A 16088-nucleotide genomic window follows, 5' to 3' on the forward strand; every position below is an offset into this window, starting at 1 on the left:
CAGAAAAATGCCGACCACGGGGTCGGCATTTTTTTTAGGCTTTCAGCACGTTTCCGTAGAGCCGTTTGATCCCGTCGGCATCGGTTTCGCTATACACGCCCTGAAGTTCCGGCGAGAAGCCTGGCAGTAAATTCACGCCCTCTTCCAACGCCAGGAAGTAACGCTGCACCGCCCCGCCCCATACTTCGCCCGGCACCACGCACAGCACGCCTGGCGGATACGGCAGCGCGCCTTCCGCCGCGATGCGTCCTGCGGCTTCGCTGATGCGTACCAGTTCCACATTACCGCGGATAAACTCGCGGTTAGCGTCCTGCGGGTTCATCACTACCTGCGGCAATTCGGCTTTGCGGAACATCGCTTTTTGCAGGTCTTTGACGTTAAAGCTGACGTACAGATCGTGCATCTCCTGGCACAGCTGGCGGAGCGTATAGCCCTTGTAGCGCAGCGAATATTTTTGCCAGATGGTCGGCAGCACGTCAGCCAGCGGCGAGTCCTGCTCGATGTGGCGCTCGAACTGCGCCAGAAGCGCCACCAGATGAGCCATTTTTTCCGGGCTCTCCGCCGGGGTCAGCAGGAACAGGATCGAGTTGAGATCGGCTTTCTCCGGCACCAGGCCGTTTTCCCGCAGATAGTTGGCCAGAATGGTGGCCGGTACGCCGAATTCAGCATACTCGCCGGTTTGCGCGTCGATACCCGGCGTGGTGAGCAGTAGCTTGCAAGGGTCGACAAAATATTGCTCATCCGCATAGCCGTCAAAACCGTGCCAGCGTTCGCCAGGGATAAAGCTGAAGAAGCGGCGTTCGCTGGCAATCTGCGCGGTGGGATGGTCCTGCCACGGTTTCCCCTCCACCCTCGGCGGCACAAAGGGTTTGATCATTGAGCACTGGCTGAGAATAGCTTTACGCGCTTCGATGCCCAGCTCCACGCACTCGGCCCACAGGCGGCGACCGCTCTCGCCCTCATGAATCTTAGCGTTGACGTCCAGCGCGGCAAACAGCGGATAAAATGGGCTGGTGGAGGCATGCAGCATAAACGCGTTGTTCAGGCGCTTGTGCGGGCAAAACCGCGCCTGACCGCGCAGGTGATTATCCTTTTTGTGGATTTGCGAAGTCTGGGAAAAACCGGCCTGCTGTTTGTGCACCGACTGGGTGACAAAAATCCCCGGATCGTTTTCGTTCAACTCCAGCAGCAGCGGCGAGCAGTCGGCCATCATCGGAATAAACTGCTCGTAGCCCACCCAGGCGGAGTCAAACAGGATGTAGTCGCACAGATGGCCGATTTTATCGATCACCTGGCGGGCGTTATAAATGGTGCCGTCGTAGGTGCCAAGCTGGATCACCGCCAGGCGGAACGGACGCGGCTCATCGGCACGTTCCGGCGCAGCTTCGCGGATTAACTCACGCAGATAAGTCTCTTCAAAGCAGTGCTCGTCAATCCCGCCGATAAAGCCAAACGGGTTGCGCGCCGCTTCCAGATAGACCGGCGTGGCACCCGCCTGAATTAGCGCACCGTGATGGTTGGATTTGTGGTTATTGCGGTCAAACAGTACCAGGTCGCCACGGGTTAGCAGCGCGTTGGTTACCACTTTATTCGCGGCGGAGGTGCCGTTAAGCACGAAATAGGTTTTATCGGCATTAAACACTTTAGCGGCAAACTTCTGGGCATGTTTAGCCGAGCCTTCGTGGATCAGCAAATCACCCAGCTTCACATCGGCGTTGCACATATCGGCGCGAAACACATTCTCACCGAAAAAATCGTAAAACTGACGCCCTGCCGGATGCTTTTTAAAGAACTCGCCGTGCTGATGTCCGGGACAGGCGAACGTGCTGTTTTGCATCTCAACGTACTGATACAGGGTATCGAAAAACGGCGGCAGCAGGTTTTCTTCATAGCGCGTAGCAGCGGCTTCCAGCTCGAGGAACGACTGGGCTTTACCGTCAATCACGCCGGTAATCGCGTCCAGATCCAGCGGCGTTTCACTTAGCACAAAGACCGGCAGATTAAATCCGCTGCGTTTCAGCAACGCCAGAATGCCGCTGCGGGTATCGGCAATGCTCAGCACCACGGCGGCGACATCGGTAAAGTCAGTGTTATCCAGCGTAACCACCTCACGATGCGTGGAGAGTGCGCTGGCAATGTCGTGACTGGCTGCGATTTTTAACGATTTCATAAGCAACAAAAGCCTTAAAGGGAGTAAGTGCCAACAGGCAAGCACGGGGAGTTCATCCCGGTATGGCGTCTTTGGTGAAACTGGAAACAGCTCCAACCGCCTGACATCAGTAAAAACAGAATGCATCTGGTCTTACTGATGTCCTGGAGTGAGCGTGCGTTGGCCTCACCGCATGGTGAGTGCAGGCAATAACGGACTGAGAGCACGGGCTGGCGGCTGCATAGCAGAACGCAGTCTGTAAGTGACAGGCGCGGAAAACAACCTCATCATACAAGCCTCGTGTCAGGGAAGCGGAAAATTCGCGCAATCATGGCAGTTTTACCCCTCCCGCGCAAGACGCAATCGATAAACTGCATAATTCGCCAAAGATTATTCAGGTAAATTATTGATATTATCAGGCAGCACAACGTCTTCAGCGACAGGCGCGCTACATTAACACGCATTTTTAGCGCATGAAAACGCATTCACCGCACAGAGAAAAACACGGTTTTTAGCGCGGAAAGACGCATCGGGAGAACACATGGTTACTGGTCCTTTTATCAATGGTGCCGCCGTATTGATCGGCGGATTGTTGGGCGCACTGCTGGGCTCAAAATTACCGGAGCGGTTACGGGTGACGATGCCGTCGATCTTCGGGCTGGCCTCCCTGGGTATTGGTGTATTGCTGATCGTTAAATGCGCCAACCTGCCGGTGATGGTGCTCTCTACCCTACTTGGCACCATTATTGGCGAACTGTGCTACATGGAGCGCGGCATTAACGCCGCCGCGGGCAAAGCGCGTTCGCTGCTGGATAAAGGCGGTAAAAATGGCGGCCATGACGCGTTTATCCAGAACTTCGTCGCCATTTTGATTCTGTTTTGCGCCAGCGGCACCGGCGTGTTTGGCGCGATGCAGGAAGGCATGACCGGTGACCCGACCATCCTGATCGCCAAATCCTTTCTCGATTTCTTTACCGCGATGATTTTCGCCACCACGCTCGGCGTGGCGGTGGCGTTTATCGCGTTTCCGCTGGTGGCGATCCAGTTAACCCTCGCCTGGTGCGCGGCGATTATCCTGCCGCTCACCACGCCCGCCATGATGGCCGACTTCACCGCCGTTGGCGGCGTACTGCTGCTGGCGACCGGGCTGCGGATTTGCGGCATCAAAATGTTCCCGGTGGTGAATATGCTCCCTGCGTTGATTATCAGCATGCCGATATCCGCACTGTGGATGCACTTCTTTGGCGGGTGAAGTGGTGGGATTGTCGTCAACATGGCGGCTTAATGCGCATCTGAACGCAAACGACGGAAATTTCGTTGACGCGGTACGGTGAATCGGGTTTAATGCGCCCCGTTGCCCGGATAGCTCAGTCGGTAGAGCAGGGGATTGAAAATCCCCGTGTCCTTGGTTCGATTCCGAGTCCGGGCACCACTATTCAAAGAACCCGCCGAAAGGCGGGTTTTTGCTTTTGGGGTTCCGGTAGATTTCTGGGAATTCTGACCACAGATGCCGCAACTCTGTCTCTTCCATCCAGCCTGAGCATTTCTCTTTAGGTACTCCCTGCCCTTCCGGTCACAGTGTCGTTGTCTGTTCGGCTTCAAACGGTCAATAAACACTATTTCCAGCTTGTATGCCTGTCTGATGGGTTCATCACAGCAAGGCAAAATCCGGTCTTTGTCCGGTCTGTGCCAGGAAAGTGTCATCGCTTCGATTCTGATATGTGAAAAACACTACCGCGCCGGTAGGCTTGCTCACCCCTCACAACCCTGGAAAGGATTCCCGGCCTTATTCACGGACCTCATTACAATCGGTTACTGTCCCACTACATAGTTCGGTGACGACGTGGAAGCTGTTGTTAGTGAAGTTTTCAAAGTCGATCAGTTTGATGTTTGAGCGATCGCTCAGCTTTTCAAAGAAGGCCCGACCTAAGTCTTCGTTATCAAGCAAGAGTTTGGTGTCTTTAAATACGCATTCGATGTCATCGGGCGCTGTGTCGGGGTTGATTCTGGCAAGGGCGGAGGTAAAGATGTCAGGAAAGATATTGGTTTCTTTGTCTCACGTTTGCGTTTTGAGCGACAGGTAGCTGTAACCCAGCCTTATCAAATGCAGAATGACGGGAATTTTTACGCGGGTATCTTCGGTGAATTTCATCAGATTCTCTTCTTATCGTTTTGCCACGCCCCAAGCCCCATACAACAATTACCACAGGGGACAATACACTACGCTTGCTGTTTCACTTTAAAGCTATGTTACACGCCCCACATTAGCTGACGAATACATTTAGCCCTACTTTTCTATAATGATCTAAAGTTTATATTTTATAAAAAATGTCGACTTATAATCGACAAATACGAGAATTACCAAACCGAATGTTGCGATAAAATCACTTCCGGTCTAAATTAGTTTAATAATTTAAGTATTTGTCCACCCAGAGGCGACATTTGCCAAACTATCTAAACTGGCTGATGCAAAACACCCTACCCGGTCAGGTTTTGCTTCAGTCATGGCTTACCCGTAACGGCATAGACCGTAAGCTCTCTTACCTCTATGTCCAGAATGGCTGGCTAAGGCGGATCGCGCACGGCGTATACTGCCGGACGGGCCGCGAGCCCGACTGGGTGGACGCGGTTTACGGCCTGCAGACACAGTGGGAAAAGCCAGTTCGCGTGGCCGGGCTGACAAGCCTTGCGCTACAAGGTCATGCTCACTATACCGAACCGGGTAAACCTCAGGTCTGGCTCACACTTCCGGCTTACGCCAAACTGCCAGGATGGTTTGCTGCCTTTGAACAATTCGCGACATTTGTCACGCTGTATACCTCTGGTCTCACCGTCGATGTAACACCATTCACGGCAAAACTGAATATCGGCGACCGACAGTTAATAGGTAGTGTCCCGGAACTGGCCGCGTATGAGATTGCCTGCTGCGTACCCTCGTTGATCTCATTCGAACATGCCGATGCACTGTTTCAGGGGATGAACCTTCTCAGCCCGCGTAAATTACAAACGCTGCTCTGCGCCAGCCATTCGGTTAAAACCAACCGGGTAATGCTCTATCTTGCCCGGCGCAATGAGCATCCTTATTTTCGGTATCTCGATCAAAGCGGTATAGAAACAGGTACGGGAAAGCGGCAAATCGTTCCTGGCGGCTGGCTGGAACCGGATTATCAAATCACCGTTCCCCGCGCATTTAAACCGGAAGGAGTCGAAGATGGATCTGCGTGATAGTTATGCCCGACAGGTCAGTCTATTAATGGCTACGCTGCCGCATGTGGCAAAGGAATCTTGCTTCGCTCTGAAAGGCGGCACGGCAATCAATTTGTTTGTACAGGATTTCCCTCGCCTGTCGGTAGATATCGATCTGGCGTATAAGACCTATGCGGATCGTGATACCGATCTGGCTGCCATCAATGACGCCTTGATGCGTATTACTGAATCGCTGAACGGCAAACCGGGGATCACCGCTATTCGGCAGGAGAACAAAGCGGATGAAAAGCGCATCATTGTTAACACCGCCGACGCGCAGATAAAGATTGAAGTTAGCCCAGTCTGGCGTGGGCTGCTGTTGCCACCAACAGAAATGCCGGTATGTGAACAGGTGGAAATGGAGTATGGCTTTACCACGATGAATGTCGTCTCGCAGGCGGATCTTTACGGCGGTAAAATCTGCGCCGCGCTTGACCGCCAGCATCCGCGCGATCTGTTTGACGTACTGAATATGATGAAAAAGCCGGGCCTGACACGCGAGATCTTTGACGGTTTTCTTTGCTATCTGGCAGGCCATCCTCGCCCCATTGCCGAGCTGCTGTCACCAAACTGGGATACAGCGCGGATCGCTACTTTGTACGCACAGGAATTTTCAGGAATGACACAGCAGGAAACGTCGCTGGAGTCCCTTTTATCAGTAACGACATTGCTGCCAGAAGCGCTGCAATCGCTTCTTACGGACAGAGATCGCCAGTTCTTGCTCAGCTATAAGCAAAATACCCCTGACTGGTCGCTGTATCGCTATCCTGAAATTCAACACCTACCGGCTATTCGCTGGAAACTGCGTAATCTGGCGGTACTGAAGGATAAGAATCCGGCCAAGTATGCGGCGGCGGTGAGCAAGCTGGAAGGGGTTCTGGAGCAGTATTTTTAGCTCTGGTTCTGAGGGAATGAATTGAACCATGATGTTTGGTTATCTCAACGGCCTCATGGCTATATCTCAAAAAAGATGAAAATATTAATATAATTCAATAAATAATAATCGACACCGTCAAATATTATCTCAAAAGTGCCTAATCCGACATATCAACTTACAGCTCAATGCAGAGGGACGAATTAACACCCTGCGGGCAAGGTAAGTATGTTTTTCACGCGGTTATATGTGGACCTCGAATCATTATATGTGGAGTTTCATCCGCTATATGTGGACCTCAGACCGTTATGTATGGACCTGGCTCCACATATAACGAAGCCCCTATTCGCTAAATGATGATTTTTCGTGATAACCCTCACAAAACCAAAGTGATTTTTTATGCGGGCCTTTGTGGGGGTGCTATTTACGAGAAATACCAATAAAAACAATAACAAACAGCATGTTAATCGTGGATATGATTCCGAGTCCGGCACCACTTCTTCAGAAAACCCGCCCTTGAGGCGGGTTTTTGCTTTGTATTTTCATAATATTTTCAAAGCAAATTTAATACCCTCTGCTTCATCTCTTTCACTGCCGCCTTTGCCTGTTTTAACTCTTCATGCAGTACCTGGATTTCATTATTGTCTGGAATAAGTACGATGCAATCGTCGGCGATCTTAACCGTAACGCCCTTTCCTGTAGCAAATCCTGCTTCTCTTAACCATTTTCCACTCAGATACAGTGCAGGTGTGCTGGTATCGCCCCGATTAGGCATATAGCCGACGGTGTAACGACGTTGGGTCTTCGCGCTTTTTTCAGATGAAAGTTGAGTCTGGTTAGGGGTAGTAGCCATAAGGGCAGCCTCCTGTAACGTTTGATATTGCCGCCACTGGAGAGGTCAATCTCGCGGGTGGCGGAACCTGGCGGGGTTGACCTTACCGGCGTTACAGGAAACCGGCGCGTCTCGCGACGCCCCCGCCCGGCCCGCCATTGAGGTGTAACCGTGCGCACGACATAAAAACGACGCTGGCGCGTCATATGTCGCCTGTAACAGTATTTCAGGAGGTCAATCCCGGCACCTGATTTTGCAGGTGCGGGTGAACAATACTGCTACCAGAAACTCACAGCAAGAGGTTTAAACCAGTGCTGATGCAGTATCTTACGAATCCAGAATACATCTCGCAAATTCCCCCCAAGCCTTGCACTTCCTTTATCTGCCGGGCGTCGATTGCAACCTAAAACACGGATCTAACGATCCCGGCGATCTCTCCCCACAGTCAGTTAAAGCAATAATTGCAATCCCGCTCACAAAACCACCAGGTTAATTATCGATCAACATCACATTAATAACTCGTTAACATATCTACCATTGGTATTACCACTTAAGACCACCGGTAAAATCATATGGATATCAAACGTGAAAAGACGGAAAACAGCAGCGGCCATGACCGCGTCGTTAAATTTTTGCGCGAGCAGTTGTTAAGCGGCGCGCTGAGCGCGGGCGACAGTTTGCTCCCGGAGCGTGAACTGTCCGCCCGATTAGGCGTCAGCCGCCCGGTATTGCGGGAAGCGCTCAGAGCGCTGGCGATGATTGGCGCTGTAGAGATCCGTCATGGCATCGGCACGGTGGTAACAAAACCGGATGTTTCGATTTTTGGTGAATTTTTCACCTTCGTACTGGCCCACCAGCCAAATGTGGTGGACGACGTGATGCAGGCGCGTATCGCCATTGAACGCCAGGCCGTGCGCCTCGCCTGCCGCCGGGCAACCCAGAGCGATTACGATCGCCTGGCCGCCTGCTTGCGCGACATCAGCGATACCATCCATGAACCGGAACTGGGCGGTCGGGCTGACTTTCGTTTTCATGAAACCATCGTCAACGCATCGGGCTCGCCAACGCTTATCAACATCTATCAGTCGATTGGCGTACTGATGCAGCGCTCCCACCTCGACAGGCGTGAACAGATTATTCAGGTGGAAGGCATTGAAGCTTTTCTCATCGATCACCACCGCGCCATTTTTGCCGCCATCGTCGAACGAGACGAAGACAAAGCCGATGACTTACTGAGCCGCCATTTTGAAATTGGCGCTGATTTTCGTCGTCGCGCCACCATTCGCATGGTGGGTTCTCAACCTTTTGCTGACTAAACCCCCCTTAATAAGGAAAAGCAGATGCAGATCGTAATTGGCAGTGACCACGCAGGTTTTCACCTTAAGCAGGAGCTCATCCAGTGGCTCGAGCAAGCGGGCCATCAGATTGACGATGTGGGGAGCTATAACCCTGAGCCTGTGGATTTTCCCGATATCGCTTTCGCGGTGTGCAATAAAGTACGCGAAGGCAACGGTCTGCGCGGCATCCTGGTGTGTGGTACCGGCGTGGGCGCGGTGATTGCCGCCAACAAAATTAAAGGCATCCGCGCCGCGGTAGGTCACGACGTGCATTCCGCCCATCAGTCCGTTGAGCACGATGACGTCAATGTGCTGTGCATCGGCGCGCAAATCGTGGGCCCCTGGCTGGCGCGCGATCTGATTGACGCATTTTTGCAGGCAACCTTTGTTCAGGATGCCGACTTCATCCGCCGCGTCGAGAAACTGGCGCAGCTCGAACAGCATAACTAACGGCAAGGGGACTTCTGATGAAGACAGAGACTTCCGGCATCGTTGGCTTTCTTGGCTTAGGTGTGATGGGGCGCGAGATGGCGCGCAATCTCGCCCAGGCGGGCTATACCGTGCGCGCGTTTGATATTGTCAGCGGCGCGGGCGATGCGTTGCGCCAGTTCGGCGTTGAAATCGTTACTGATATTCCCTGCGCCGTAAGCGATGCCGATATCGTGATATCCATGCTGCCGGACACCCCGCAGGTTGAGGAGATCGTGCGCGGTCCGCAGGGTCTTTTAGCTGTTCCGCCGCGTGGAAAACTGTACGTGGATATGAGCACCATCGCGCCGGAAGCCACCCGCAAGCTGAGCCAGGCGTTGGCGGCTGCCGGGGTGACCATGCTGGATGCCCCGGTTTCCGGCGGGCCGATTGGCGCTAAAAACGGCACGCTGACCATTATGGTGGGCGGTGAAGCCAGCGGGTTTGAGCAGGCGACGCCGTATTTGCGCGCCATGGGCACCACGTTAAATCACGTTGGCGCATCCGGTGCCGGGCAAACCGTCAAGCTGTGTAATCAGCTGATTTGCGGCATCAATATCCAGGCAATTTGCGAAGCGCTGGCGCTGGCTCGCGCCTGGGATATCAATTTGCCGCAAATGCGTGAAGTGCTGCTGGGCGGATCTGCCGCATCCTGGATGCTCGACAAACTGGGGCCCGCCATGATCGAAGGCGATACCTCCGCCGGTTTTCGCATTGATTTGATGATGAAAGATCTGCGTCTGGTGCTGGAGGCGGCGCAGAAACATCCGGTTCCCCTTCCTGCGACTGCCCTTGTCGCCAGCCAATACCAGAATGCGCAGGCTTACGGTGAAGGAGCCAATGGCAACCAGGCGCTGTTCAGAGTCTATGACCGATTGACCGGCCAGCAGACCGCAAAAACTAATTAACCGGGGCGAAAGTCATGATGCTCGATTTCACAGCAATACTTTCACAATGGCAGCTGTTACTGGACGGCGCGACATTAACCGCCCAACTGGCCATCGTGACGACGGTGACGGGTTTTCTCATCGGCACGCTTTGCGCCGTTGCCCGGCGCTCTCACTCCAAAGTGTTTGCGAGAATCGCGGCAATCTACGTCGAATCCATCCGCAACACGCCGTTTCTGGTGCAGATCTTTCTGGTTTATTTCGGCCTTTCCAGCCTGGGTTTTTCATTTACCGCCTTCACCGTCTCGGTCATTGCGCTGACGATCAACGTGGGTGCCTACACCGCAGAGATCATGCGCGCCGGATTTGAGTCGGTGCATAAGGGGCAATGGGAGGCCGCAGAAACGCTGGGGTTAACCAAATGGCAGCAGTACTGGCATGTTGCGCTTCGGCCTGCCATCGAACGCGTGTATCCGTCGCTGACCAGCCAGTTTATTTTGCTGATGCTGGCCTCCTCGGTGACCTCGCAGATCTCTACCGAAGAACTGACCGCGACCGCCAACTTTATTCAGTCAGAAACCTACCGCCCGTTTGAAACCTTCGTGATTGTGGCGGGTATTTATATCGCGATCTCACTGTTGATGCGCCTGGTATTCTGGTTGTTTGGACTGGTCATTTTCCCTCGCCGTCGCCGGCTTGGCACCATGATTTAGGGAGGCCTGACGATGAATATTTCCCTCAATTTCGCACATATTCAGTTTTTGCTGGAAGGCGCAGTGTGGACCGCGATCCTGTCGCTGATGGCTTTCGGCGGCGGCGGGTTAGTGGGCTTTCTGCTGGCGCTTGGCCGCATTGCGCCGGTGCGTATCGTCCGTTTAGTTGTGGCGACCTGGGTGCAGTTAATTCAGGGCACGCCGCTGCTGATTATCATGTTTATGGTCTATTTTGGGCTGCCGCAACTGGGCTTTACCATCTCGCCCCTGCTGGCGGCAGGCGTGTCGCTGACGATTTACGCCAGCGCCTACCTCGGCGAGATCTGGCGGGGCTGTATTCAGGCGGTTCCGCGCGCGCAGTGGGAGGCGGCTGAATGCCTGGCGCTCTCCCGCGTGCAACGCATGTTTAAAGTGATACTCCCGCAGGCCATTAAACTGGCTACACCGCCAACCGTGGGGTTTTCGGTGCAGATCATCAAGAACACGTCGCTGGCTTCAGTGGTGGGATTTGTCGAACTGGCGCGCGCCGGTCAGTTGATCAACAACTCCATTTTTGAGCCGTTCATTATCTATCTGATTGTTGCCACAGTCTATTTTTGCCTCTGCTTCCCGGTATCCGTGCTAAGCCGCCGTCTTGAACAGGCCGCGCCTGAGAAGAAAAGCAAGCTTCTCCAAACCGTAAGTCCACCAATCAATTAAGTGCTGAAGGTTAATATTATGTCCATCATTACCCTGAAAAATGTGCAAAAAAGCTTTGGCCACAACCCGGTACTGAAAGACGTCTCTTTTTCAGTGAATCAGGGGCAGGTCGTGGCACTGATTGGCGCCAGCGGTTCAGGCAAAAGTACGGCACTGCGCTGTATCGATCGGCTGGAAACCATCAATAGCGGCAGCATTGAGGTCTGTGGACACAAAGTGGAAGATCCCCATGTCGATCTGCGCAAGCTGCGTCAGGATGTCGGGATCGTGTTCCAGAGTTACAACCTGTTTCCCCATCTGACGATTGAACAAAACATCACGTTAGGCCCGGTATCGGTCAAAAAAATGGCGAAGGCGGAAGCCCGACGGTTAGCGCTGTCCGTACTGGAGCAGGTTGGCCTGGCGGATAAAGCCGACAGCTACCCCGAGCAGCTTTCCGGCGGGCAGCAACAGCGTGCCGCCATCGCACGTTCACTGGCAATGAAACCGAAAGTGATGTTGTTTGATGAAGTCACCTCGGCATTAGATCCCAAACTCACCGGCGAAGTGCTGCGCGTTATTGAACGCCTGGCGGGCAGTGGCATGACCATGATTATGGTGACCCATGAGATGAATTTCGCCCGTCGGGTCGCCGATAAAATTATTTTTATGCACCAGGGAACCGTCCACGAAACCGGCACGGTCGAGATCCTGAAAACGCCAGCCACAGCGGCATTACAGGAATTTATTTCAAACGATTTGTGAGTCCCTCAACCCTACAAAATTCCCATGAAGGAGAATAATAATGAGCCCTGCAAAACACATCTTAATGCTCGCCACACTGTTGTCCGCCGTCGTCACGCTTCCCGTTTCGGCCAATGCTTTAGAAGAGATTCAAAAACGGGGCGAGATCCGCGTCGCGACCGACCTCTCTATTCCCCCTTCCGGGATGCTGGATGCGTCGATGAAACCCGTTGGCTCCGACGTTGAAACCGCCGAACTGCTGGCTAAAGACTGGGGACTGAAACTGAAATTCATTGAGACAACCGGCGCGACGCGAATTCCTAACCTGCAAACCGGTAAGGCGGATATCGTGATATCTACCCTCTCCGTTACCCCTCAACGTGCGCAGGTGATTGATTTTAGCCGCGCCTATGCAGGCTTACGCTCTGTCATTGGCGCGCCTGCGGCCACCAAAATCAGCGACTGGGCCGATCTGAAAGGGCATGCCATTACCGTGACCCGGGGAACGACTCAGGACTCCATGTTGACCAAAGACGCGGCGAAAAATGGCGTGACCATTCAACGTTATGATGACGATGCCACGATGGTCACGGCTGCCGTGAGCGGCCAGGCTTACGCGGTTGCGACATCCGCCACCCTGGTTAATCAGATCAACAAGCAAAACCCGAAGCTGGCGTTTGAACCGAAAATGACGCTAACCGTGTTTGATTTAGCCATTGGCCTGAAAAAGAATGAGCCAGAGCTGAAAGCAAAACTCGATGAATGGATTGCGACCAACCTTAAAAATGGAAAATTGAATGCCATTTACCAGAAGTATCACGGCGAGCCGATTCCCGCTGAGATCCTTAACCGCCCCTGATTTAGCATACTGGCGACCATTTCAGGCGTGACGTCACTGTCACGCCTTTTCCCCTGCTATTTTCAGCGTTGTTTTTCTTCGCTTTCAGTCGGATAGTATGCCCTTTCCCTGAGTGAAGGATCGCTAATGAATTCTGCCCGTTCTCTCTGTTTGCCCGTCGGCGTAGTGCTGCTGGCCGCATTGCTTATCGTCACTGGCATCGCCACCGCCAGCAAACTCACCTGGCTGATGGAAGTGCTCCCGGTTCTCATCGTGGTGCCGATCCTGTGGGCAACCGCCCGGCGCTATCCCTTGACGCCCCTGCTCTACCTGCTGATCTTTTTTCACGCCATTATTTTGATCGTCGGCGGGATGTACTCGTATGCCAAAGTGCCTCTCGGGTTTGAGGTACAGGAGTGGCTGAACCTCAGCCGCAACCCCTACGACAAGCTCGGCCATCTGTTTCAGGGCTTAGTCCCGGCGCTGGCGGCGCGGGAAGTGCTGATTCGCGGCGGCTTTATCAACGGGCGCAAAATGCTGGGTTTCCTGGTGTGCTGTATCGCGCTGGCGATCAGCGCCTTTTATGAGTTGATTGAGTGGTGGGTGGCGCTGATTCTGGGCCAGGGCGCGGATGAGTTCCTCGGTACTCAGGGCGACCCGTGGGATACCCAATCCGATATGCTGTGCGCCCTGCTGGGTGCGATGATTTCCGTGTTTATCCTCGGTCCGTGGCATTCGCGGCAGATAGAAAAACTGTAATGACAGCCCGCCGCCCGGCGGGTTTTTTTATCCTGAAAGACGCGGACTCACGTCTCCAGCCACTTATCCCATGCCGGGGCGGCCGTGATCCTTTTCACCATAAAGTCGATAAAGCTGCGTATTTTGGGGTCCTGGTGATAGCCGGGGTGATACAGCGCATACAGGCTGTATTCATGCTCTTTGACCTCATGATCCAGCAACACCGGCACCAGTTCGCCGCGGGCGATGTAATCGCCCAGCAAATAGGTCGGCAGGCTGACAATCCCCTGATGATGCAGCGCGGCATTCAATAGCCCCAGCGTGCTGTTAACCTCAATAACATTATTCACCTTTAACGCGCGCGGCTGGTGCTGCTCGTCGATGTAATACCAGTTATCCGAGACATTGGGATTAATCAAACAATCATGCTGTTCCAGGTCGGCCAGCGACTGCGGGATCCCTCGCCGTTCAAAATAGGTTTTGCTGCCGCAGTACACCCAGTTGATTTTACAGATTTCCCGCAGGGCGAAGTTAGTCGGCGGACGCGCGGTGATCCGTAAGGCAATATCAAAATTCTCTTCGTTAAGATTAACGTTCCGATCATTGAGATCCACCGACAGCCGCACGTCCGGGTACGACTCCCGGTACTCGCTGTACAGCCGCATCAGATGCGACACGCCAAACGCGATGGAACAGGTGATTTTGAGCTGGCCTTGCGGATGGTGATGAAAGCTGGAAGTGTTGATTAGCGAATCATCGAGATCGCCCAGCAGACGTTGGGCGCGGATCAGCAAATATTTCCCCGGCTCGGTGAGGATAAAAGTGCGGGTGGTTCTTTTTAACAGCACGACGCCGAGGCTCTCTTCCAGTTGCGAAATACTGCGGCTCACGGACGACGGCGTCAGGCTCAGTTTTTGCGCGGCGACGGAGAAACTGTTGCATTCAACCACCTTAATGAAGATTTCTAACTGGCGAAATATCGCGTGGTTATCAATTTTTGCTTTAAATGGCATAAAAACCTTATTCATCACTCTCCCTCGCCCTGGCGACACCCGTTCAACAGCATATCGCGCCGTCACGCAAACAGCGACCCTCATCAACTTTTGCGTTTTACGCACAAGTCTTATTGATACTTAGCACCGCCAACGCCTTTTCGTTTCGCTGTTGATTACGTACCATGATATTGCAGTCAGAAAATGAATGAACTGAATAATAATTATCACCGCCGTTGCAGTCATGCGTCACCATTATTTTAATAAATTGCGACAGGAAAATATTATGAATGACATTTCTCACTCTGTACCCCGCTCTAAAAAGTTTCAACCATCGATTCCATTTACCCAATATGATGCAGGATGGGTGGTATTGTGTATTGGCATGGCGATTGGCTCTGGCATTGTATTTATGCCGGTGCAAATCGGCATAAAAGGCATTTGGGTATTTATCGCCTCGGTCATCATTGCCTATCCCGCTATCTATTTATTACAAAGCCTGTATTTAAAAACCCTTTCGGAAAGCGAAAACTGTGAAGATTACTCTAACGTCATCACCCAGTATTTAGGGAAAAACTGGGGATTCTGGCTGGGCATCGCTTATTTTTTAATGCTGCTGCACGGTATGTTTTCTTATTCGCTGGCGGTCACCTTCGATAGCGCATCCTATATTCAGACCTTCGGATTAACTGAGGGATTACTGTCGGATTCGGTCTGGTACGGGCTGGTGATTCTGGTGCTGCTGGTCAGCATCGCCTCACAGGGCGAACGGCTGCTGTTTAAAGTCTCCGGGCCGATGGTCTGCGTGAAGTTCGGTATTATCGTGGCGCTGGGCCTGGTGATGGTTCCGCACTGGAATTTCAATAATATCAGCGCCTTTCCACCGATTGGCTCCTTTCTGCGCGACGTGTTTCTGACATTGCCGTTTACCCTGTTTTCGATTCTGTTTGTGCAGATCCTCAGCCCAATGAATATCGCCTACCGTAAAGTGGAGCCGGACCGGCGCATCGCCACGTACCGCGCCATTCGCGCAAATCGGGTAGCCTATATCATTCTGGCGGTGGCGGTTTTATTCTTCGCCTTTTCGTTTACCTTCGCGATTAGCCATGAGCAAGCGGTCTCCGCATTCGAGCAGAATATTTCCGCGCTGGCGATTGCCGCTCAGGTGATCCCCGGTTCGGTGGTGAAAGTGATGAGCGCCCTGTTAAATATCTTCGCGATATTAACGGCGTTTCTCGGGATTTATCTGGGCTTTCAGGAAGCGATTAAGGGCATTGTGGTGAATATTATTAGCCGCTTTATTCCTGAAGAGAAAATCAATCACCAAACGCTGAATCTGGCGATCCACGCTGGCGTGGTGCTCGGGCTGTGGGCATGGATTTCTACCCGTTTTTCGATTCTGTTTTTTATGCAGCTCGGCAGCCCGTTATTCGGCTTAGTCTCCTGCTTAATTCCCTGTTATTTAGTTTATAAAGTCAAAACGCTGCATCAGTTTAAAGGTCCGGGCGTTTGGTTCATCACCTTTTTTGGCATCTTGCTATGCCTGTCCCCTTTCTTTAAGTTTTTTGAATAACGCTGGTTTAAGAGGTACC

Annotated in this window: 16 protein-coding genes and 1 tRNA gene; 13 read left to right on the forward strand and 4 right to left on the reverse strand. The window is 52.9% G+C overall.

The window, feature by feature from the left end; genetic code table 11:
• Positions 1-34: 34 nt before the first annotated feature.
• Entirely contained in the window at positions 35-2170 is a 2136-nt protein-coding gene (locus FHW74_RS05585; RefSeq protein WP_183169539.1) for an ornithine decarboxylase, read from the reverse strand.
• Positions 2171-2690: 520 nt separating this feature from the next.
• Here FHW74_RS05585 and FHW74_RS05590 point away from each other — a divergent pair.
• Complete coding sequence (locus FHW74_RS05590) at positions 2691-3401, forward strand: DUF554 domain-containing protein (protein ID WP_125293673.1); 711 nt, start codon at positions 2691-2693, stop codon at positions 3399-3401.
• Positions 3402-3505: 104 nt separating this feature from the next.
• Positions 3506-3581, forward strand: a tRNA-Phe gene (locus tag FHW74_RS05595).
• A gap of 354 nt (positions 3582-3935) precedes the next feature.
• Here FHW74_RS05595 and FHW74_RS22990 read toward each other — a convergent pair.
• A complete protein-coding gene (locus FHW74_RS22990; protein ID WP_370527981.1) occupies positions 3936-4190 on the reverse strand; it encodes a type I restriction endonuclease in 255 nt (84 codons plus the stop codon).
• Positions 4191-4591: 401 nt separating this feature from the next.
• Here FHW74_RS22990 and FHW74_RS05605 point away from each other — a divergent pair, with 401 nt between their 5' ends.
• Positions 4592-5374 (forward strand): type IV toxin-antitoxin system AbiEi family antitoxin domain-containing protein, encoded by a 783-nt coding sequence (locus tag FHW74_RS05605; protein ID WP_183169540.1) that lies wholly within the window; start codon positions 4592-4594, stop codon positions 5372-5374.
• A complete protein-coding gene (locus tag FHW74_RS05610; protein WP_183169541.1) occupies positions 5361-6290 on the forward strand; it encodes a nucleotidyl transferase AbiEii/AbiGii toxin family protein in 930 nt (309 codons plus the stop codon). The genes FHW74_RS05605 and FHW74_RS05610 overlap by 14 nt, the downstream gene beginning before the upstream one ends.
• 532 nt (positions 6291-6822) lie before the next feature.
• Here FHW74_RS05610 and FHW74_RS05615 read toward each other — a convergent pair.
• A complete protein-coding gene (locus tag FHW74_RS05615; RefSeq protein WP_183169542.1) occupies positions 6823-7122 on the reverse strand; it encodes a SymE family type I addiction module toxin in 300 nt (99 codons plus the stop codon).
• Positions 7123-7673: 551 nt separating this feature from the next.
• Here FHW74_RS05615 and FHW74_RS05625 point away from each other — a divergent pair.
• The 8 genes from FHW74_RS05625 to FHW74_RS05660 all read left to right on the forward strand — a co-directional run bounded on the left by FHW74_RS05625 (position 7674) and on the right by FHW74_RS05660 (position 13525).
• A complete protein-coding gene (locus FHW74_RS05625) occupies positions 7674-8417 on the forward strand; it encodes a FadR/GntR family transcriptional regulator (protein WP_161660891.1) in 744 nt (247 codons plus the stop codon).
• 24 nt (positions 8418-8441) lie between these two features.
• Positions 8442-8888, forward strand: coding sequence for a ribose 5-phosphate isomerase B (rpiB, locus tag FHW74_RS05630; RefSeq protein WP_183169543.1), 447 nt, complete (start codon positions 8442-8444; stop codon positions 8886-8888).
• A 17-nt stretch (positions 8889-8905) separates the two neighbouring features.
• Positions 8906-9814 carry an NAD(P)-dependent oxidoreductase gene (locus FHW74_RS05635; RefSeq protein WP_183169544.1) on the forward strand — a complete coding sequence of 303 codons (909 nt, stop codon included), beginning with the start codon at positions 8906-8908 and terminating at the stop codon, positions 9812-9814.
• Between the two features lie 14 nt (positions 9815-9828).
• Positions 9829-10506, forward strand: coding sequence for an amino acid ABC transporter permease (locus tag FHW74_RS05640; protein WP_183169545.1), 678 nt, complete (start codon positions 9829-9831; stop codon positions 10504-10506).
• A gap of 12 nt (positions 10507-10518) precedes the next feature.
• Positions 10519-11205 (forward strand): amino acid ABC transporter permease, encoded by a 687-nt coding sequence (locus tag FHW74_RS05645; protein WP_183169546.1) that lies wholly within the window; start codon positions 10519-10521, stop codon positions 11203-11205.
• An 18-nt stretch (positions 11206-11223) separates the two neighbouring features.
• On the forward strand, positions 11224-11949 hold the full coding sequence (locus tag FHW74_RS05650) for an amino acid ABC transporter ATP-binding protein (protein WP_183169547.1): 726 nt from the start codon (positions 11224-11226) through the stop codon (positions 11947-11949).
• A 40-nt stretch (positions 11950-11989) separates the two neighbouring features.
• Positions 11990-12787, forward strand: coding sequence for a transporter substrate-binding domain-containing protein (locus tag FHW74_RS05655; protein ID WP_183169548.1), 798 nt, complete (start codon positions 11990-11992; stop codon positions 12785-12787).
• Positions 12788-12913: 126 nt separating this feature from the next.
• Positions 12914-13525, forward strand: coding sequence for a DUF2238 domain-containing protein (locus FHW74_RS05660; protein WP_183169549.1), 612 nt, complete (start codon positions 12914-12916; stop codon positions 13523-13525).
• A gap of 47 nt (positions 13526-13572) precedes the next feature.
• Here the strand turns inward: FHW74_RS05660 and FHW74_RS05665 are convergent, their stop codons facing one another.
• Complete coding sequence (locus FHW74_RS05665; protein ID WP_183169550.1) at positions 13573-14532, reverse strand: LysR family transcriptional regulator; 960 nt, start codon at positions 14530-14532, stop codon at positions 13573-13575.
• A 250-nt stretch (positions 14533-14782) separates the two neighbouring features.
• Between FHW74_RS05665 and FHW74_RS05670 the strand changes: the two genes are divergently transcribed.
• Positions 14783-16069 (forward strand): amino acid permease, encoded by a 1287-nt coding sequence (locus FHW74_RS05670; RefSeq protein ID WP_183169551.1) that lies wholly within the window; start codon positions 14783-14785, stop codon positions 16067-16069.
• Positions 16070-16088 lie beyond the last annotated feature (19 nt).

Origin of the sequence: Atlantibacter sp. RC6, from assembly GCF_014193285.1 — a bacterium.
Lineage (GTDB): Bacteria > Pseudomonadota > Gammaproteobacteria > Enterobacterales > Enterobacteriaceae > Atlantibacter.

Excerpts from the sequence above, each read along its gene's own strand:
- FHW74_RS05585 (WP_183169539.1), bottom strand. The coding sequence starts at position 2,170 with ATGAAATCGTTAAAAATCGCAGCCAGTCACGACATTGCCAGCGCACTC.
- FHW74_RS05590 (WP_125293673.1), top strand. The coding sequence starts at position 2,691 with ATGGTTACTGGTCCTTTTATCAATGGTGCCGCCGTATTGATCGGCGGA.
- FHW74_RS05610 (WP_183169541.1), top strand. The coding sequence starts at position 5,361 with ATGGATCTGCGTGATAGTTATGCCCGACAGGTCAGTCTATTAATGGCT.
- FHW74_RS05615 (WP_183169542.1), bottom strand. The coding sequence starts at position 7,122 with ATGGCTACTACCCCTAACCAGACTCAACTTTCATCTGAAAAAAGCGCG.
- FHW74_RS05625 (WP_161660891.1), top strand. The coding sequence starts at position 7,674 with ATGGATATCAAACGTGAAAAGACGGAAAACAGCAGCGGCCATGACCGC.
- rpiB (WP_183169543.1), top strand. The coding sequence starts at position 8,442 with ATGCAGATCGTAATTGGCAGTGACCACGCAGGTTTTCACCTTAAGCAG.
- FHW74_RS05635 (WP_183169544.1), top strand. The coding sequence starts at position 8,906 with ATGAAGACAGAGACTTCCGGCATCGTTGGCTTTCTTGGCTTAGGTGTG.
- FHW74_RS05640 (WP_183169545.1), top strand. The coding sequence starts at position 9,829 with ATGATGCTCGATTTCACAGCAATACTTTCACAATGGCAGCTGTTACTG.
- FHW74_RS05645 (WP_183169546.1), top strand. The coding sequence starts at position 10,519 with ATGAATATTTCCCTCAATTTCGCACATATTCAGTTTTTGCTGGAAGGC.
- FHW74_RS05650 (WP_183169547.1), top strand. The coding sequence starts at position 11,224 with ATGTCCATCATTACCCTGAAAAATGTGCAAAAAAGCTTTGGCCACAAC.
- FHW74_RS05655 (WP_183169548.1), top strand. The coding sequence starts at position 11,990 with ATGAGCCCTGCAAAACACATCTTAATGCTCGCCACACTGTTGTCCGCC.
- FHW74_RS05660 (WP_183169549.1), top strand. The coding sequence starts at position 12,914 with ATGAATTCTGCCCGTTCTCTCTGTTTGCCCGTCGGCGTAGTGCTGCTG.
- FHW74_RS05665 (WP_183169550.1), bottom strand. The coding sequence starts at position 14,532 with ATGAATAAGGTTTTTATGCCATTTAAAGCAAAAATTGATAACCACGCG.
- FHW74_RS05670 (WP_183169551.1), top strand. The coding sequence starts at position 14,783 with ATGAATGACATTTCTCACTCTGTACCCCGCTCTAAAAAGTTTCAACCA.